17 protein-coding genes are annotated in these 18,402 nt (G+C 67.4%); 7 read left to right on the forward strand and 10 right to left on the reverse strand.

Features of this window, described 5'->3' with window-relative positions:
* Nucleotides 1-75 precede the first annotated feature (75 nt).
* The 5 genes from ggt to IEX41_RS04760 all read right to left on the reverse strand — a co-directional run bounded on the left by ggt (nucleotide 76) and on the right by IEX41_RS04760 (nucleotide 6,471).
* Nucleotides 76-1,824, reverse strand: a complete 1,749-nt coding sequence (ggt, locus tag IEX41_RS04740) for a gamma-glutamyltransferase (protein ID WP_188789036.1) — start codon at nucleotides 1,822-1,824, stop codon at nucleotides 76-78.
* A 755-nt stretch (nucleotides 1,825-2,579) separates the two neighbouring features.
* Nucleotides 2,580-3,488 (reverse strand): 4-hydroxy-tetrahydrodipicolinate synthase, encoded by a 909-nt coding sequence (gene dapA / locus IEX41_RS04745; protein WP_188789037.1) that lies wholly within the window; start codon nucleotides 3,486-3,488, stop codon nucleotides 2,580-2,582.
* 34 nt (nucleotides 3,489-3,522) lie between these two features.
* Entirely contained in the window at nucleotides 3,523-4,821 is a 1,299-nt protein-coding gene (locus tag IEX41_RS04750) for a TRAP transporter large permease (RefSeq protein WP_188789038.1), read from the reverse strand.
* Nucleotides 4,822-4,825: 4 nt separating this feature from the next.
* Nucleotides 4,826-5,341: a TRAP transporter small permease gene (locus tag IEX41_RS04755; RefSeq protein WP_188789039.1), complete on the reverse strand. Its 516-nt coding sequence runs from the start codon at nucleotides 5,339-5,341 to the stop codon at nucleotides 4,826-4,828.
* Nucleotides 5,342-5,445: 104 nt separating this feature from the next.
* Entirely contained in the window at nucleotides 5,446-6,471 is a 1,026-nt protein-coding gene (locus tag IEX41_RS04760; protein ID WP_188789040.1) for a TRAP transporter substrate-binding protein, read from the reverse strand.
* A gap of 327 nt (nucleotides 6,472-6,798) precedes the next feature.
* Between IEX41_RS04760 and IEX41_RS04765 the strand changes: the two genes are divergently transcribed.
* The 4 genes from IEX41_RS04765 (at nucleotide 6,799) to IEX41_RS04780 (ending at nucleotide 11,109) form a co-directional block, all read left to right on the forward strand.
* The gene (locus IEX41_RS04765; RefSeq protein WP_188789041.1) at nucleotides 6,799-7,422 is read left to right on the forward strand and encodes a helix-turn-helix domain-containing protein; all 624 of its coding nucleotides are present in this window, start codon (nucleotides 6,799-6,801) and stop codon (nucleotides 7,420-7,422) included.
* Entirely contained in the window at nucleotides 7,419-8,567 is a 1,149-nt protein-coding gene (locus IEX41_RS04770; RefSeq protein ID WP_188789042.1) for an alpha-hydroxy acid oxidase, read from the forward strand. The genes IEX41_RS04765 and IEX41_RS04770 overlap by 4 nt, the downstream gene beginning before the upstream one ends.
* A gap of 118 nt (nucleotides 8,568-8,685) precedes the next feature.
* Entirely contained in the window at nucleotides 8,686-9,606 is a 921-nt protein-coding gene (dapA, locus tag IEX41_RS04775; protein WP_188789043.1) for a 4-hydroxy-tetrahydrodipicolinate synthase, read from the forward strand.
* 84 nt (nucleotides 9,607-9,690) lie between these two features.
* Nucleotides 9,691-11,109: an FAD-binding oxidoreductase gene (locus IEX41_RS04780; RefSeq protein ID WP_188789044.1), complete on the forward strand. Its 1,419-nt coding sequence runs from the start codon at nucleotides 9,691-9,693 to the stop codon at nucleotides 11,107-11,109.
* A gap of 272 nt (nucleotides 11,110-11,381) precedes the next feature.
* Here IEX41_RS04780 and IEX41_RS04785 read toward each other — a convergent pair whose 3' ends face one another.
* Nucleotides 11,382-11,723 (reverse strand): hypothetical protein, encoded by a 342-nt coding sequence (locus IEX41_RS04785; protein ID WP_188789045.1) that lies wholly within the window; start codon nucleotides 11,721-11,723, stop codon nucleotides 11,382-11,384.
* A gap of 23 nt (nucleotides 11,724-11,746) precedes the next feature.
* Here IEX41_RS04785 and IEX41_RS04790 point away from each other — a divergent pair, with 23 nt between their 5' ends.
* From IEX41_RS04790 to IEX41_RS04800, 3 genes are all read left to right on the forward strand, one after another.
* Nucleotides 11,747-11,947 (forward strand): hypothetical protein, encoded by a 201-nt coding sequence (locus IEX41_RS04790; RefSeq protein WP_188789046.1) that lies wholly within the window; start codon nucleotides 11,747-11,749, stop codon nucleotides 11,945-11,947.
* A 169-nt stretch (nucleotides 11,948-12,116) separates the two neighbouring features.
* Nucleotides 12,117-12,656, forward strand: a complete 540-nt coding sequence (locus tag IEX41_RS04795) for a hypothetical protein (RefSeq protein ID WP_188789047.1) — start codon at nucleotides 12,117-12,119, stop codon at nucleotides 12,654-12,656.
* 132 nt (nucleotides 12,657-12,788) lie between these two features.
* Nucleotides 12,789-13,841: a hypothetical protein gene (locus tag IEX41_RS04800; protein ID WP_188789048.1), complete on the forward strand. Its 1,053-nt coding sequence runs from the start codon at nucleotides 12,789-12,791 to the stop codon at nucleotides 13,839-13,841.
* Between the two features lie 183 nt (nucleotides 13,842-14,024).
* Here the strand turns inward: IEX41_RS04800 and IEX41_RS04805 are convergent, their stop codons facing one another.
* Genes IEX41_RS04805 through IEX41_RS04820 form a run of 4 tightly spaced genes read right to left on the reverse strand, consistent with a single transcriptional unit; the run spans nucleotide 14,025 to nucleotide 18,231 of the window.
* Nucleotides 14,025-15,047, reverse strand: a complete 1,023-nt coding sequence (locus tag IEX41_RS04805) for a glycosyltransferase family 4 protein (RefSeq protein ID WP_188789049.1) — start codon at nucleotides 15,045-15,047, stop codon at nucleotides 14,025-14,027.
* A gap of 25 nt (nucleotides 15,048-15,072) precedes the next feature.
* Nucleotides 15,073-16,059, reverse strand: a complete 987-nt coding sequence (locus IEX41_RS04810) for a glycosyltransferase family 2 protein (RefSeq protein ID WP_188789050.1) — start codon at nucleotides 16,057-16,059, stop codon at nucleotides 15,073-15,075.
* A 24-nt stretch (nucleotides 16,060-16,083) separates the two neighbouring features.
* Nucleotides 16,084-17,004: a glycosyltransferase family 2 protein gene (locus IEX41_RS04815; protein ID WP_188789051.1), complete on the reverse strand. Its 921-nt coding sequence runs from the start codon at nucleotides 17,002-17,004 to the stop codon at nucleotides 16,084-16,086.
* Between the two features lie 3 nt (nucleotides 17,005-17,007).
* Nucleotides 17,008-18,231 (reverse strand): oligosaccharide flippase family protein, encoded by a 1,224-nt coding sequence (locus IEX41_RS04820; protein ID WP_229672923.1) that lies wholly within the window; start codon nucleotides 18,229-18,231, stop codon nucleotides 17,008-17,010.
* Nucleotides 18,232-18,402 lie beyond the last annotated feature (171 nt).

The raw sequence follows: 18,402 nt of genomic DNA on the forward strand, positions 1-18,402 counted from the left end.
GCCCCCGCTCTGCAACCACCCGGCCCTGCCCCGGTGGCCCGGGCCGCAGGACTGCACATTCTCCGGGCAGTGGCATCATTCTCCGATGGCCAGCCCCTCGCGCCTCGGATCGGCCCCGCCGACAAGGGTTCCGCCGTCAATGGCGATGGCATGCAGACCGCTGTTCAGCGCACGCACGTCGGTCTCGTACCCCAGCGCCTCGAGCGGGGCCTTGAGCGCCTCGGCCGATGTGCCCTCCTCGAGGTCATAGGCGCCGAACCGGTTGAGCAGGTGCGGCAGGGCCACTGCCTCCTGCGGGTCCAGTCCCCAATCAAGATGCGCCACGATGGTCTTGGCCACGTAGCCGATGATCCGGCTGCCCCCCGGCGAGCCGACGACAAGGTTCGGGGTGCCGTCTTTCATCACGATGGTGGGCGCCATGGACGACCGGGGCCGCTTGCCCGGCTCCACCCGGTTGGCGATGGGGCGGCCTTCGTCGTGGGTGGCGAAGGAGAAATCCGTCAGCTCGTTGTTGAGCAGGAAGCCCCCCGGCGTCATGAGACGCGATCCAAAGCCGTTCTCGATGGTGGTGGTCATGGACAGCGCGTTGCCCTGCCCATCCACGATGGAGATATGCGAGGTCGAGGGCAGCTCGATGGACTGGTCATCCCCCAGTTCCAGCGCCGCGTGATCCCATGGCGGGGTGCCGGGCGCGACCTCGGGCAGCGCATCGTCGCCGTCGAGCAGCGTGGCACGGTCCGCCAGGTAGGCCGGGTCGAGCAGGCGCGGCACGGGGACGAAATCGGTGTCGGCCATGTAGCGACCCCTGTCCGCGAAAGCGAGGCGCGAGGCATCGCCGATCAGCCGCCATGCCTCCGGCGAGTCCGCCCCGAGGGCGGCCATGTCGTAGGGTTCGAGGAGCCCGAGGATCTGCCCCACGGTCAGCGCGCCAGACGACGGCGGCCCCATGCCGCAGACCTCCGCCCCGCGATAGGGCGCGCAGGTGGCGGGGCGTTCGATCACCTCGTAGGCGGCCATGTCCTTAAGCGACAGCAGCCCGGGCTGCGCCGCCTCGCGGACCGTGGCCACGATGCCTTCGGCGATGGGGCCGGTGTAGAAGGCATCTGCCCCACCCTCGGCCATGGCCCGCAGGGTCTGCGCATAGGCGGGGTTGGTGAGAGTGCTGCCCTCAGCGATGGGGTTGCCGTCGGGCAGGAAGTAGTCGGCGGCGGCCTCGGAGGTCGCCAGCCGCTCCGCGTCCCCGGCGACAAGCGCCGCAAGGCGGGGTGAGACCGCGAAGCCGTCTTCGGCCAGCGCGATAGTGCCCCCAAAGAGCGACGCCCAGTTGGCCGTGCCCCAGCGGCGGTGCGCCTCTTCCATCAGCATCGGCGTGCCGGGCGTGCCAACCGACAGCCCGCCGACTACAGCGTCGAAGAACCCCATGGGCTCGCCATCCTTCTGGAACAGCGTCGGGGTCACGTCCCTCGGCGCCGTCTCACGTCCGTCGAGCGTGGTCACCTCGCCGGTTTCCGCGTCGTACCAAACAAGGAACGCGCCGCCCCCGAGGCCGGAGGACTGGGGCTCCACCAGCCCCAGCGCCGCCTGCACGGCGATCATGGCATCGGCGGCGCTGCCCCCGGCGCGCAGAACCTCTGCCCCGGCCTCGGAGGCAAGCGGGTTGGCGGCAACGACCATCCAGCCATCGGAAGTCACCGGGGCGGTGACGGCCCCCTGCCCCGTTGCCGCCTCGGGCGCGACGGCATCCGCAGCCTGCTGGGCCAGCGCCGGAAGCGGCGCAAGGACGGGCGAGCCCGCGATCAGGGCAAGGGCGATGAAGCTGCGCATGGGATGTCTCCTCCGGGTGGCTGTTGCCTGCCATGGTGCCGCCCCGAAGGCCGCCCCGCAACCGTGCAGTCTGCCTCTGCCTCTGCCTCTGCCTCTGCCTCTGCCTCTGCCTCTGCCTCTGCCTCTGCCTCTGCCTCTGCCTCTGCCTCTGCCTCTGCCTCTGCCTCTGCCTCTGCCTCTGCCTCTGCCTCTGCCTCTGCCTCTGCCTCTGCCTCTGCCTCTGCCTCTGCCTCTGCCTCTGCCTCTGCCTCTGCCTCTGCCTCTGCCTCTGCCTCTGCCTCTGCCTCTGCCTCTGCCTCTGCCTCTGCCTCTGCCTCTGCCTCTGCCTCTGCCTCTGCCTCTGCCTCTGCCTCTGCCTCTGCCTCTGCCTCTGCCTCTGCCTCTGCCTCTGCCTCTGCCTCTGCCTCTGCCTCTGCCTCTGCCTCTGCCTCTGCCTCTGCCTCTGCCTCTGCCTCTGCCTCTGCCTCTGCCTCTGCCTCTGCCTCTGCCTCTGCCTCTGCCTCTGCCTCTGCCTCTGCCTCTGCCTCTGCCTCTGCCTCTGCCTCTGCCTCTGCCTCTGCCTCTGCCTCTGCCTCTGCCTCTGCCTCTGCCTCTGCCTCTGCCTCTGCCTCTGCCTCTCAGAGCGTGCCGGACCCGAAACCGCAGGCAAGCACTGACGCCCTCATGCGAAACAAAAAGCGCCCGCGAGGCGCAAAGGCGCTCGCGGGCGAAAAAGAGGTCAGGCGTGATCGCGCCTGCCTCTCACGGGGTAGGTATCAGGCGACGGCTTTCTCGGGTGCACCGACGGACGCCAGCGCGGCCTTGAGGCCTTCCATGGTCTCTGCCGAGGGCGAGGACAGCGGCGTGCGCACCGGGCCGGCGGCCATGCCGACCATCTCCATGTAGGCCTTGAGCGGGCCGGGATTGGTTTCGGCAAAGACGTTCTTCAACACGAGGTCCATCTCGTGCTGGAGCTTGACGGCGGTGGCCATGTCGCCGGATCGCGCCGCATCAAACACCTTGATCCAGTGCGCCGGGTAGACGTTGGCCGAGGCCAGCACGCCGCCAGTGGCCCCCAGCGACACATGGGTGGCGAACAGCGGCTCTTCACCGCTCAGAACGGCGATTTTGTCACCGGCCAGGTTCATCACCGAGATGAACTCGGGCATGTCGTAGGAGGAATACTTCATGCCGATGATCGAGCCATCCTCGGCCATGCCGGCAAGGGTTTCCGCCTTGAAGGCCACGCCGGTGCGGCGCGGGATCTCGTAGGCCATCACCGGCAGGTCCACCGCGTCGCGGTAGTTGCGGAAGTATTCGCGCATGCCGTCCTGTGTGCCCGGCGCATAGTAGGGCGTGACCAGCATCACCCCGGCCGCGCCCGCGGCCGAGAAGTCCTTGCCCGCATCGACCGCATCGTGGAAGCCGGTGGACAGGACGCCCGGCATCACCGGCCTGCCCTCGGCCGCCTCGACGCAAGCCGAGACGACACCGGCCCGCTCTGCCCGCGACAGGGCCGGGTATTCGCCGGTGCCGCCGATGGGCACGACGCCCGCAGCGCCATTGGCGATCTGGTAGGACACGAGGGCCTTCAGCGCATCGTAATCCACCGCCGAGCCGTCCTTGGTGAACGGGGTGATGATGGCCGTGAACAGGCCGTTGAGGTCTTGCTTGGTGAGGGACATGTCTTGGATCCTTCTTGAACTTGGATGCGGCGGCTCAGAGGCCGAACAGCCGCGGCAGGGTGAGCGAGATCGCGGGGACGTATGTCACCAGCAGCAGCACCACGAGGTTGGAGATCATGAAGGGCACGGCGGCCCTCACGATGCGGATGAGCGGGACGCCCGATATGGACGAGCCGAGGTAGAGCGCCATGCCGTAGGGTGGCGTGATCAGGCCGATCATCACGTTGACCACCATGATGACGCCGAAATGCACCGGATCGACGCCCATCGAGGCCACCAGCGGGGTGAACAGCGGCGCAAACAGCAGAAGCTGCACGCTGTCGCTGATCCACAGACCGTTGATGAGGAAGAACAGGTTGAGCATCAGCAGGACCATCCACGGCTCGAGGTCCATATTGACGATCAGTGACTGCAGCTCGGACGGGATGCGTTCGTTGGCCAGAATCCAGCTGATGATCGTGGCGAAGCCGACGATCAGGTAGACCGAGGCCGACGTTCGCGCCGCCCGGTCGAGGATCGCCCAGAGCTCCTTCAGCGTCAGGTTCCGGTAGGCGACGAAGCCCACCAGCAGGCCGTAGGCCACGGCGATGGAGGCCGCCTCGGTCGCGGTGAAAATACCGCCAACGATACCGCCGATGATGATGAGCGGCATGAAGATCGCGAAGAACGCATTGCCGATCACCCGCATGGCGATGCGCAGGTTGAGGCCCTCGATTGGGTTGCGCGGGAAGCCCTTGCGCTTGGCCATGAAGAACAACACCGCCATCTGCGCGCCGCCCAGCAGCAGGCCCGGTACGGCCCCGGCAAGAAACAGCGCCGCGACCGAGGTCTGCGTGAGCGCCGAGAACATGATGAGCGGGATCGACGGCGGGATGATCGGGCCCTGGATCGCCGAGCTGACAGTCAGCGCCGCGGCGAAGTCCTTTTCGTAGCCGTCCTGTTCCATCATCTTGATCTCGACCGGGCCCAGCGCCGAGATGTCGGCCATGGCCGACCCCGAGACACCCGAGAACATCATCGAGCCGACGACGTTGACGTAGGCCAGGCCGCCGCGCAGCTTGCCCACCATGAGGCGCGACAGGTTCACCAGCCGGTCGGTCATGCCGATCGAGGCCATGATCTCGCCCGCGATGATGAACAGCGGAATGGACAGCCAGATAAACACGTCCATGCCGGTGAAGAACTTGTGGGCATAGATGTCGAGCATCGAGCTCATGCCCGGCGCAACGAAGAAATAGGCCAGTCCGGCAAAGCCGATGGCAAAGATCACCGGGCTGCCGAGAAGCATGAGGAACAGCAGCAGGCCGATGGTTACGAGAAGCGGATCTTGCATGGGGTCAGACCTCTGCCTTGAGGACGGAAGGCCCGTCGTCTGGAGTGCCGCGCACAAGGTCGCGCAGGGCAAGGACGAGCATGTGGAACATCATGAGCGCCGCGCCCACGGGCACCGACAGGTAGATCCAGAAGAACGATATCTGCAGCGTCACGGCGGTGCGGCGCAGGCCGAACATGGCGTTTTCCCAGCCCTTCCAGACCAGCACGGCCAGCAGGCCCACCAGCAGAAGACGGAACAGCGCGTTGCGGATCGACAGCATGCGCTTGGGCCAGAACCCGTCGAAGAAGTCGACGCGGACAAGCTGTTCGTCCTTCACCAGCACACTGCCCGCCAGCATCACGGTCCAGATCATCAGGTAGCGGGCGGCCTCTTCGGGCCAGGGCAGCGACGTGTTGAAAACGTAGCGCAGAGTGACCTGCAGGATCAGGGACGCGGCAACCCCGATCAGCAGGATCCGGGCCGCGGCGGAGGCAAGCCATCCGAGCCAGTCGGCAATTCGTTCAAGGGCTGTGAGCATGAGGTCTCCTGTGGGGCGGCAGCAGCTGCGCGCCCCTTGCGAACGGAAAAGCCCCGGACCGCATCAGGTGCGGCGGTCCGGGGCGCAGTGACCGGAGCGCCGGATCAGTCGGCCTGAACCTCGGCCACGGCGGCCTTGAGCTCGTCGATCAGCTCCTGGCCGGTGATGCCCGCAAGGACTTCCTCGACGGGGCCCTGCACCTTGTCCACGAACATCTGGAACTCTTCCGGGGTCGGCTGGTAGATCTCGACGCCCGCGTCACGGATCGCCTTCATGTCCTGCGATTCCTTGGCGGCGATGACGCCCAGCATGGCAAAGGCGGCCTCGTCAGCGGCCTGGTCCACGGCGGCCTTAACCTCCTCGGGGAGCGACTGGTAGTAGTCGTCGTTCATCGCGATGATGGGCATGTTGATGAGGTGGTGATCGAGCGTGTAGTAGCCCTGCACTTCCTGAAGGTTCGCCATCAGCATGGTGTAGGGAGCGTTTTCCTGCCCGTCGACGACGCCGGTCTGCAGCGCGGAGTAAAGCTCGCTCCAGGCGATCGGGGTCGGGTTGGCGCCGAGCGCTTCGACCATGGTGACGTGAATCGGGATCTGCTGGGTGCGCATCTTGAGGCCGACCATGTCCTCGGGCGTCTTGATCTGCTTGTCCGCGGTCGAGAAGTTGCGGAACGCTGACGGCAGGTAGCTGATGATGCGAACGCCCGAATCCTCGGCGATCTGGTCGGTCAGCATGTCGCCGAACGGGCCGTTCATCACCTCACGCGCGGTGGCGGTGTCGGGGAAGACATAGGGCAGTTCCAGCACAGCTGCGGCGTTGGTGTAGGCCTGAAGGTGACCGGCGCTGATGCCCGCCACGACCTGAAGCGAACCACGCGCGGTCTGCTCGAGCAGCGATTCGAGGTCGCCCAGCTGGCTGTTGGGGAACACTTGCAGGTCGTATTCGCCACCCGTGGCGTTGGACAGCACCGTGTTGAAGACCTCGGTATAGGTCCAGTACACGTTGTTGAGCAGATCACCTTCGCCGTCGACGGTGGCAAGGCGGATGGACTCGGCCTGCGCAGCGGCGGACATCACCCCGAGGGCAAGCGCCGCGGTGGCGGCGGTGGTCTTGAGTGTCTTCATGGTCATAGTCAGTCCTCCTGTCGGTGGTGCCCCTCGGTTCTTGCCGGGTGGGCTATTGGTGTTCTGCAGTTTCACCGCGTTGCATGTCGTTTAGTCAAGAATTTTCTTAAACGATATTTATTTTCCACTATGGACGTATACTTTATGGGCGAATGCCCATCTCCCGCTTCCTGCATCTCGAAATCCTACAGTTTATGCCTGAAAATACAGCAAATCCGAGAGATGGCGCCCGGTTCAGTCGTTGCATATGATGGATTCAATTTCCTTTTCACTTGCCCGGTCAACAACCTGAGCGTTATCCCGGACGCAAAGAGATACGAGAGAGAGGCCCTCATGGAGATCGACGAACAGGAGTTCGACCTCAGGTTTGGCGCAGTCGCACAGCGGCGGGCTCCAAGCTCGCCGGGCTCGGTGGCCAGCCAGCTCGAGTCGCTTCGACGCGAGCGCAGCATGACGTTGCAGACCCTGTCGAAGGCCACCGGCGTTGCCGCATCGACCCTGTCCAAGATCGAGCGGGACGAGCTGTCGCCCACCATCTCGACCCTGCAGAAGATCACCTCGGGGCTGGGCATCGAGATGTCCGACCTCTTCACCTTCCAGAGCGAGGGCGACCTCAGCCACGGTCGCCGCTCGGTGTCTCGCGCCGGTGAAGGCAGGACGCACCAGACGAAAAGCTGCGCCAACGTGCTGCTGTGCTCCGAGATCAAGAACAAGAAGATGGTGCCGATCTACACCACGGTGATCGCCCGCAGCCTCGAGGACTACCCCACCTGGGCCCGCTCGGACGGCGAGATCTTCCTGATGGTGATCTCGGGCCGGATGGAGCTGCACTCGGAAATCTACGAACCGCTGGAGCTGGGCCCGGGCGATTCCGTCTATTACGACGCGCGCTCGTCCAACGCGTGGATCTCGGTCGGCGACACCGATGCCGAGGTCGTTTGGGTGATGACCGCATGACCCCTCCCCTGCGGCTGCGGGGGTTCGAGGACTGGCGCAGACAGGCCCGGCGGAGATTGCCGCGGGGCCTGTTCGAATACATCGACCGCGGCGTGGGGCGCGAAGTGTCCCTGCGCCACCAGCGCGACCGCCTCGATGCCGTCAAGATCACCCCGCGCATGCTGGGCGGTGACCGGCCGGTAACCCTTGGCACCTCTCTGTTCGGGCAACCCTGCGCCGCGCCGCTGGCGGTGGCCCCCACGGCGATGGCCGGGCTTGTCGCCCATGACGGCGAGGTCGCCATGGCCCGCGCGGCCACCAGGCTCGGCCTGCCGGTGTGCCTGTCGACCCAGTCGATCAATTCCGTGCAACAGATCCGCGACGCGGTGCCGGAGGCGCGGCTGTGGTTCCAGCTATATGCGTGGGAAGACCGCGCCCTCACCCGCGAACTGCTGGGCCGGGTGCGCGCCAGCGGCGCGGAGGTGCTTGTGGTCACCGTCGACACCCCCACCGGGGCGCGCAAGGACTGGAACATCCGCAACGGGTTCGACATGCCCTTCACCTGGCATTTCCGCGCGCTGCTCGACGTGGCGCTGCACGCCCCTTGGGTGATGCGGGTGATCCTGCCCTACCTTGCGCGCGGCGGCTTTCCGGCCCTTGGCAACTACCGTCCCGATCTGCGCCCCACCCTCGTCCGTGCGGTGCCGGACAAGGCTGTCCGGCTGCGCATGGCGCTCAGCTGGTCCGACATTGCCGAGATCCGCTCTGAATGGGCCGGGACGATGCTGCTGAAGGGGATCTGCCATCCGCAGGATGCGATCCGCGCGGCTGACAGTGGCATGGACGGCATCGTCGTGTCGTCCCACGGTGCGCGCAACTTCGATCCCTGCCCCGCCGCCATCGACCTTCTGCCCCCCATCGCGGAGGCGGTGCGGGGCCGCATGACCATCCTTGCGGACAGCGGCGTGCAGACCGGCACGGACGTGCTGAAATACCTGCATGCGGGCGCCAGCGGTGTTCTGGCCGGGCGGCTGCCGCTCTGGGGGCTTGCCGCGAAGGGAGAGGCCGGGGCAGAAACCGCGCTGGCAGGGCTAATGCAGGAGCTCGAAGAGGCGCTGCGCATGTCCGGGCTTCGCATGACGGACCTTGCGGACGGGGGATGCTGACAATTCGCTCATGGCATCCATCAAATGCCGCTTAATTCGGTAAAGTGCATAATTTTCGTTTACGAAAATTTATCCACGCCCAATACTGCGGCCAAATGACCGCAGGAAAGGACGTCTCATGACCCGCGCCAGCCGACTCGAGGGCATCGTCACCGCCACCCCCACCCCGCTGACCGCCGATGGCGCGATCGACGGCAGCGTTGTCGCGTCGCTGGTGGACCGCATCCTGACGGCCCCCAGCGCCGGCATCGCGCCGGTGGGCGGCACCGGCGAGGCTACCGCCCTCACCCCCGCCCAGCGCCGCGAGATGCTGGAACTGACGGTGGCGGCGGTGAATGGCCGCGCCCCGGTGATCCCCGGCATCCTGTCGCCGGGCATCGGCGAGGCACTGGCCGCCGCCGACGATTTCGCTGCTGCCGGGGCGGACATGCTGATGGTGGTGACGCCCTATTACGCCCGCGCCACCCCCGAGGGCATCGTGGATTACTACAAGGCCCTGTCGGACCACACCGACCTGCCGCTGATGCTCTATGAAATCCCATACCGCACCGGCATCTCGCTCGATGCGGAAACCGTCGAGATGCTGGCGAAGGAAACCCGCATCACCGCGATGAAGGCCTGCAACGGCAGCCTTCCGCAGCAGATGAAGGTGATCGAACTGGTGGGCGCTGACATCGATGTGCTGACCGGCGAAGAGAACGTTTTTCCCGCACACCGCGCGATCGGGGCACGGGGCGGCTTCCTTGCATCGTCCTGTCTGTTCCCGCACGCATGGGCGCGGCTGCAGGCGCTGTGCACAGAAAGCCGCATGGCCGAGGCGCTGGACTTCCACCAGAAGCTCATGCCCTTCGTGTCGATGCTCTACCGCGAGCACAACCCGATCCCGCTGCGCGCCGCGCTTGATCTGCTGGAGCTGCCCCACGGCGATTGCCTCCCTCCCTTGCGCCCGGCTTCACAGGATACCCGCGACATGCTCGCCCGCGAGCTGCCGCAGGCACTGGCGCTCGAAGCGGACTGCGCCCCGGTACCGGCTCAGTAAAGCTGCGATCCGGCCACACGCCACATGACTGCGCCCCGGGCACCCTCCCGGGGGGCTCCGAACAACAGCAAGAGAAGACCTCCCATGAGCGAGATCATCGAAACCCTCCGCGCCCTGCCCGGTGTCAGTGTCACAGACACCCCCGAGGACATGGCCGGGAACCTCATCGACTGGCGCCGCCGTTTTAGCGGCAAGGCGCGTGCCGTTGTCGCCCCTGACAGCACCGAGGCCGTGTCGGCCGTCATGCGCGCCTGCTGGGACGCGGGCGTGCCGGTGCTGCCGCAGGGGGGCAACACCTCCATGTGCGGTGGCTCTGTGCCCGATGACAGCGGCACGGCGATCATCCTGTCGCTGTCGCGGATGAACCGCATCCGCTCCATCGACCCCGAGGATGACAGCGTCACCGTCGACGCGGGCTGCGTTCTGCAGGTGGTGCAGGAGGCCGCGCTCGACCACGACCGGCTGTTCCCCATGAGCCTTGGTGCCGAAGGCTCGTGCCAGATCGGCGGCAACATCGCCACCAACGCCGGCGGCACCGCCGCGCTGCGCTATGGCAACATGCGCGACCTTGTGCTGGGGATCGAGGCGGTGCTGCCCGATGGCACCATCTGGAACGGCCTGCGCACCCTGCGCAAGAACAACTCAGGCTATGATCTGAAGCACCTCTTCATCGGCTCCGAGGGCACGCTGGGCATCGTCACCGGCGCGGCACTGAGGCTGTTCCCGCGCCCGGCGGCAGAGGCGACCACGCTGCTGTTCTTCGCAACCGCCGATGCGGCGCTGAAAACCGCGGCCACTTTGCGCGCTGCCTTCCCCGGCGAGCTGTCGGCGCTGGAGCTGCTGTCGCGCAGCGAGCAGGACATCGTCGCCCGCCACTTCCCCGACCGCGCCCTTGCCATGCCCGAAGGCACCGGCTGGACCCTGCTGGTCGAGGTCGCCGGCGCCGGAACCGAGGCGGACCTGCAGGACAAGCTGATGGCCGCGCTCGAAGCACCGATGGAGGCCGGGGACGTGCTGGACGCGATCCTCGCCAGCAACGAGCGTCAGCGCGAGGCGATCTGGCTGCCGCGCCATTCGGTGACCGAAGCGAACATGCACGAAGGCATGGGGCTGACCCATGACATCGCCATTCCCATCGGCAAGGTGCCCGAGTTCCTGACCCGCGCCGATGCGCTGCTGGCCGAAAAGCTCCCCGATGCGACACCCGTGGTGGTCGGCCACCTGGGCGACGGCAACATGCACTACATCGCCATGTTCACCCGCGAATTCTGGGCAAAGCTGGACGATCCGAAGGTCTTCACCAAGGACGTAGGCCATCTGCTCAACGACATTGCCGCCGATCTGGGCGGCACCTTCAGCGCCGAGCATGGCATCGGCACCATGCATCTGCCGGACATGGCCCGCTACAAGGCCGCACCCGAGCTCGCGATGATGCACGCCATCAAGGCCACGCTCGACCCCAAGGGGCTGATGAACCCCGGCCGCCTGCTGCCCGCGCAGTGACGCGGTACCGATGGCGGTCCTATGACTGCCATCGGGACCACCTCTGGCCGCGCCAGTCGGAACGATGCGCGCTCTCATGCGGATCGCCCACCGCTTGCCCGAGGCAGATCCGAATGAGAGCGCACAAAATCGGTGTGCCACCCCCAAAATAACCGTGATGTTCCACCCGCCATGGCGCCGCGAACTTGCTCTGACAGGATGCGCCTCTGCGCCATCACGACTGTCCTGTAACGCTGCGTGGCCCGGGGACTGCGCGCTGCGACGCAGGTCAGTCATCGAAAGCCGCAGCCGGGACGTACCAAACGCTTACCAATGTCGTATGGGTCGCGTCCGCTGTCGCAGGGATGCTTGCGGCGCACGGTTACGGCCCGGATGCCCAGGCGCGGCACGGGCTTGAGCTGGGGCAGATGTGCCAGCAGGTCAGCATCGGCAGCCCGGTCGAGATCACCATGAGCGGCACTGTGCGCACCTTGGACGAAACCGTGCGCAACTGTATCGAGGCGCGCATGGGCACCATCGCGCAGCACATCGCGCAGGCCCATGACACCGAGGCGCGCCTGGACGACATCCGGCTTTACCCGGCAACGGCAAACGAGGCTGCGGCCACCGCTCATGCCGCCAGCGCAGGGCCGACAAGGTGGGCACCGCCCTGCCCCCGACCCTCGCGGGCGACGATTTCGCCTTCTTCCCGAACGTGCGCCCCGGTGCGCTGATCTGGACCCGCGACAGTGCCGCGCTGCACCACCCGGCCTATGACCTTGACGATGGCGGCATCCCCCGCGGCATCGCCTCCTTCACCGGGCTGGCCCAGGCGCGGCTTGCGGCCGAGGCAGGCTGAGCCCTCACCGGTGCGGCGTGACCCACAGGCGCCGCCCCCCCCCCTGCGACGGCCCCCGGAGCGCACAGCGCAAGCAGGCGTGAAGGCGCAGCGCTTGCATTCCGGGGCGGTTTCGCGGGATAGCGGCGGGACCACGCCCCTGCCGGACGACGGAGCCGCGATCCTCAAGATGCCCCAGCCCGACCATCTCCAGCCCGATCACCTCAGGACCGACTGTTCGAAATGCGCCGCGCTGTGCTGCATCGCGCTGGCCTTCGACAAGGGGCGCGACTTTGCCTTCGACAAGAACCCCGGAGAGCCGTGCCGCAACCTCTCGGGCCATGCCTGTTCGATCCATGACAGCCTCACCGAAAAGGGCTTTCCGGGCTGCGTCGCCTATGATTGCCTCGGAGCAGGCAACCGCGTGGTGCAGGAGGTCTTCGGCGGGCGGTCCTGGCAGAGCGACCCGCGCCTGACCCGGCCCATGATGGAGGCGTTTTCCGGGATGCGCGAGCTGCACAAGCGCATCGACCTGCTGCGCGCCGCCGAGACCCTGCCCCTCAGCAGCCAGCACGACCAGATCCGCCGCGAGTTCCTTGCCCGGCTCGAGGATCACCGCTGGAGCGGCTCCGAGCTCAATGATTTCGAGGTTGGGCTCGCGCTCGAGATCGACATCTTCCTGCACGGCTTTCGCAGCTACCTGCCCGATCACGAGGATGCGCGCCGCTGACCCGGCGCGCCGATCGGAGCCTCATCCGGCCGGGCCTTACCCTTGGTCTCGCCCATCAGAAACTTGCACCCTTGCGTGCGGGCCCTAGGCTGGTCCGCAGCCAAGATGCCAGAACAACCGGTGAAACCCCTTATGTCCGAACTTGAAAACGCCCTTATCGTCCATGTCTTCGGCGAAACCGATTTCGCGTCCATCACCTACCCGAAGTCCGCCTTTCGCGGAGAGTCGCAGATCAGCGGCACGCCGCAGGCCGAGATCATCACCAAGACCATCGGCGCGCTTCTGGGCCACGACAGCTGGTCCAGCCTGCGCGAGAAACGCTCCCCAGCCGGGGCCAGCTACGAAGAGGCCCTGTCGGAAAGCCTCAAGGTGCTGGTGGACGGGTCCGACGACGTCGATTTCGCGCTGAAGAATGACTATAACATCGTCATGCTGGGCCTGTTCCGGGGCGTGGACACCGAAAGCGAGACCGGCGAGGAAGAGAAGGTGTTTGCGCTGCACGGGCTCGGGGTGTCGCGGACCTCTTCGGTGGACGAAGAGGTGCATGCCGGGCTGGCCCGCGACGGCGTCATCGCCGCCGCCCCCCTGTTCCGCCAGCATATCGCCACCGGGGCGCTGTCGCGCTCGGGGATCGTGGCCGAGATCCTTGCCGATCTCGACGCGCCCGAAACCGCCGAAGACTCCGAAGGCGAAGAGCCGCTGCCCAACATGGTCGCCTTCCACGACACGGTGACCGAAAAGGGCCTCGAGACGGTGATCCTGTGCGCCTGCGATGCGGACCGCGCCGCGGCGGCGAGCGATCCGGACCTGCCGCTGGTGGTCGGGTTGGTGACCGCCATCGTGCCCACCCCGTTCGGGCCGGTGGGCTACTGGGTCTGGCAGATTGCCCCGGACCAGCCCTATGGCTTCGTGCAGGAGCAGTTCATCGACCCCACGGACCTGCCCGATGCGGGCTATGACCGGCTCAAGGCGTCCGGCGAGCTGCGGTTCCTGCTGGTGGACCGCACCACGCGGCTCAGCGTGCGCTCGGCGCAGCTGGACGCAAAGGCGCTTGGGCTGGAAGCGTTCGAAACCGGTGCCATCGCCGCCGCCCGCCTGTCGGACGAGGACGATTTCGCCGAGGCCTGCGCCTGGGTGATGGACAATTACGACGCAGTGGATTTTCTCGACCACACGGGGCGTTGAAGGGACCCGCCTCGTCAGCGCGGGCCCCGCGGAGTGCGGAGGCACGTCTGCCCCCGTCAAGGCGGGCTGACACCGCCTCATGCCGCCGCCCCCGCGATGCCAAGGCCCGGCGACAAAGTGAAGCCCGATCACCTCACGGCACACCAGCAGGGGTACACCGGGAGTGATGTTCCGCGCGCCGGATTACCGCGTGGCGGCCTGCAAGGTCGCGCTGGCCAGGCCGTCGGGCAAAACCTCCACCTTGCCTGTCTGCTCGTTCAACAGGTCGGACCAGGCCCGGGGGAAATGGCTTTCGACGTCACCCAGCCTGCCTTGCGCCAAAGGCTCTGCCTCCGTGGCGCGGCGCAGGGCACGCGCCCAGTCGCCGGCGTCCAGGGTGGCGACCCGCACCGCATCCGGGCCGGCGCTGCTGCGCAGGCCGTCGGTGTCGGCGCAGACCACGGGACGCCCGGCCGCGCGCGCCTCGAGCGCCACGAGGCCGAAGGCTTCCCAGCGGGACGGCATCGCCACCAGGTCCACCTCGCGCATGGCCAGCGCCGGGTCGGCGAAGCCCATGAAGCGGATGCGATCATCCCCCGCAGCCAAGGCGCGCAAAGCCGCCTCTTCGGGGCCACGGCCATAAAGGTGCAGGCGCAGGTCCGGATCGTCCAGTTGACGGAACGCGTCGATCAGCACGTCAAAGCCCTTTTGCGCGTGCATCCGTCCGATGCCGCCAATGACCCGGGGGCGGCCTGCCGGCGCGCGGATCGCGCGGAAGGCCGAGAGGTTCACCATGGGCTCGATCACCGTCAGTCGCTCCTCCCGGACCAGCTTGCGCCCGGCCAGCCAGCCCGCCTGCGCCGCGCTCACCGCAACGACCTTGTCGAACAGCGCCAGCGACGTGCGCAGCATGGTGAAGAAGCGCAGCTTGTGGGGCACGTTGAGGGCGCAGAACGCCTCGGTGTAGCTGTGTTCAACGTGGATGATCGGGGTGCCCGCATGGCGCGCCCGGAACGATACCAGCGCCGGCAGCCTGCGCCAGCTCAGAGCGAGGTGCGAGACGATCATGTCTGCCTTCAGCTGCGGCATCGCACCGTTGCGCGACACTGCCTGCAGGGAATGACGGGCCCACGAGGTCATCGACGCGGAAAAGCGCATGTGTTCGAGAACGCGGGTGACACCGCCGGGCGTGCTGTCGTCGTAAAGGTGAATGATGTGGGGACGCATGATGAACTCCAAACTGGTATGACGGTCAGCCGCGCGCGGCGGTAAGGACGGAACGGGCAAGACGCAGGGGTGCGCCTCCGAAACGGGCGGTCAGATGGGCGGCGCCGATGGTGGTGAGGCTGCGCACCGGCTCCTCCAGCAGCGGGCGGACCGAGCTGGCGAAGGCCTCGCCCACAAGCCGGACCGCGGTGGCGCCGTCTCCGGCGCTGACCGCGCGGCGGGCGAGGTAGCGCAGCTGGTAGGCCCGTGCCGCCGCCTCGTGCCGGGCGAAGAAGTCCGGCGACAGCGGACGCAGTTTCGTCACCATCCGCTCCCACGAGGCAAGCTGCGCGGTTACGTTCGCCGACAGCCCCACCCCGTGCACGCGGTAGTCGGTCAGCAGGCCCGGCAGCCCCTCGATCACCCAGTCGGTGGTCAGGGCAAGGCGCAGCCAGCATTCGATGTCCTCGGACTGGCGGAAAGTCTCGTCGAACACCCAGTCCCGCCGGGTCTCGGTCGCGGGCCGCCAGGCCAGCGCCTCGAGCGCCGCGCGACGGAACACCGGAGCCGAGCCGTTGCCGACCGGGTTGCGCTTGAACACATGCGCCGCCGAGATGTGGCGCAGCCGGGGCCGCTGGGCATGGCCGGTGTCGCGGGACGCGCCGTCGATCAGTCGCGATCCGGCAAAGCTCAGCCCGATCTCGGGGATGCTCTCAAGGTGGCCCACATGCTGCGCCAGCTTCTCGGGGCGCCACAGGTCGTCCGCGTCGCAAAAGCCCACGACCTCGCCGGTGGCGGCAGCGATACCGGTATTGCGCGCTCCGGCAAGGCCGCGGTTGACCTGCCGCACGAGGCGGATGCGCCGATCGCGCAGGGCATGCGCCTCGGTGAGCGTGGCGGTGTCATCGGTCGAGCCGTCATCGACGACGACGATCTCATAATCACGGTAGAACTGCGCCGAGAGCGACCCAAGCGTTTCAGGCAGGGTGCGAGCGGCGTTGTAGGCGGGGACGATGATCGAGGCGTAGGGCATGGGACAGGCTCCGGTTCGGCAGGGTCAGCGGGCGAAAAGGCGGCGGCGCCAGGCATGGGGCAGCGCGGGAAGGCAGAGGGCGGCAAGGGTGAGCGGAATACCCCGCCGCATCGGCGACAGGAACGCCCCGGCATGCAGGCCGAGCCCCTCCGCCACCAGCCGGCGCACGGTGCGGGCGGTGGCCCCGATGCGCAGCGCACGGCGGGCGAGGTAGCGCTGGTGGATCGCCTCGGCCTGCGGGTCCGGCTCGAAGCCGAAGCGCCGTGCGCTTTTCAGCGCCGCCTCCCGCCCCGCGCGCATGGCATCGAGGTTGGCAGACAGACCGCCGGTGCTGAGACGGTAGCGCACGTGATCCTGGTCTTCGCCGCGCAGCCTGTAGCCGCTGCCCACGAGGCGGATCAGCAGGTCGAGATCCTCGTTGTGCACGAGGGTCTCGTCCAGCCCGCCGATCGCTGCGAACACATCGCGGCGGACCGAAAGGTTCGACATGGTGCAGACCGGGTTTTCCCCCAGCAGCATTGGGATGGTGACATCTCCCTCAGGCACGGTGGACCGGCTGCGGCAGGTTTCGGGGTCGTCAGCGAAGAACCGCACCGCCCCGAACAGGGCATCCGCATCGTCCGGCAGCCCAAAGTAGACATCGAGCAGCTTTTCTGGCTCCCACAGGTCGTCGGCATCGCAGAAGGCGATGATCTTGCCGTTGGCACACTCCAGCGCACCGTGGTTGCGCGCGGCGCTCGGGCCCTTGCCGGGATTGCTCACGGCGCGGATGCGATCGTCCTGGGCAGCAAGGCGCTTGGCCAGCAGGCGGCTGCCATCAGTGGAACCATCATCGACCAGGATCACCTCCCAGTCGGTCCAGAGCTGGCCCCGGATCGAAGACAGGGTCGCAGGCAGCGTTTCGGCGGCGTTGTAGACGGGGATGACAACAGAGATCATGGTCATGGCTCAGGCTTTCTCGGGCAGCAGGGCGAAACGGAGGGCCGGCAGCGACAGCACGGTCATCGCGCAGCAGGCGGTGGCAAGGTAGGTCCAGGCGATGGCGGTCAGCCCGTAGGGGGCGGCCAGCGCGGTTCCGGCGAGGGTGGCAGCGGCAAGGATCGCGGTGCCGCGCAGTTCCTCGAGCGGGCGCATCCCGGCGCGCAGCCAGCCGGCGGTGGCGGTCCAGAGCATCGTGGGGATCGCCGCCATGCACAGGATGGAGACCGGGGTGGTCACCTCTTCCCAGCCGGGGCCAAGCAGCAGCGGCACGTACCAGGGCGCCAGCAGCGACTGGGCGATGACCACCGGTGCCACCAGCCCGACGGAGAGGCCGATCCCCTGGCGCAGCGCCTCGGCACGGTCAGTGCGGGCACACAGGTGCGGGAAGAGCACGGCGGCGAAGGCGGTCGAGAAGGAGGTCGCCAGCGACAACCCGGCATTGAAGGCAAGGAAATACAGGCCAAGCATCTCGGGGCCCAGCAGCGCGCCGATCAGCAGCTTGTCCGCATGGAGGCGCGCGGTGCGCACCAGCTCGGTGCCCAGGATCGGCGCGCCGAAGTGGGCAAAGGGACGGATGGGCGCAAGCCCCGCTTCGGGGCGGGCCTGCCACGGGTGCAGGCGGCGCACGGCGATCAGCCAGACCGGCGCGCTCAGCAACCGGGGCAGCACCAGCGCCAGCGCCGAGGGGATGACGAACGCCAGAAGCACCGAGGCAAGGTTGGCGCAGACCGCCTGCCCGCCCGCGATGGCCGCGGTGCGGTGCATCTTGCCCGCCCGCAGGGCCAGCGCCACCTGCACGAGGCCGGCGGGCATGAACAGGTACTCCGCCCCCAGCAGAGCGATCATCCCGGCCAGCGCGGCATTGCCGGTCACAGCCCAGATCCCTGACGCCAGCCCGCATTGCAGCGTGAAGAGCCCGAGGCACCAGGCGGTGAACAGCCCGTGCGCGCGGTTGCAGGTGGCATCAAGCTCGGCCTCGGGGGCCGCGACAATGCGCTGGCCTATGCCGTTTTCAGTCAGGGATTTGAGCAGATCGCCGGTGGCGAGCGCTGCGGCGGCAAGGCCGATCTCGGTCACGTCGAGGGTGCGCGCCACCACGATGACCACGCCAAGTCGCGACAGCTTGGCCGCTGCCTCGGAGGCGCCGTAGGCCAGCAGGTGGCTCAGGAAGGAGTGGGTCGGTCGGGTCACGGCAGCTCGGTCCTTGGCTGAAGAAGTCGGGACGTTCGAAGGTTGCAGTAACCATAGATCCGCGCTGGCTCCGGGTCGCGGGCGCGTCCGTCGCGCAACAGGGCGCGAAAGAACTGCGTCCTATCCAAACGGATAGGTGCGCTTTACTTGCGCGCGCGTGGGCAAGGGTTT

The sequence above is a fragment of the Salipiger pallidus genome, from assembly GCF_014643635.1.
Classification (GTDB): Bacteria; Pseudomonadota; Alphaproteobacteria; order Rhodobacterales; family Rhodobacteraceae; genus Salipiger; species Salipiger pallidus.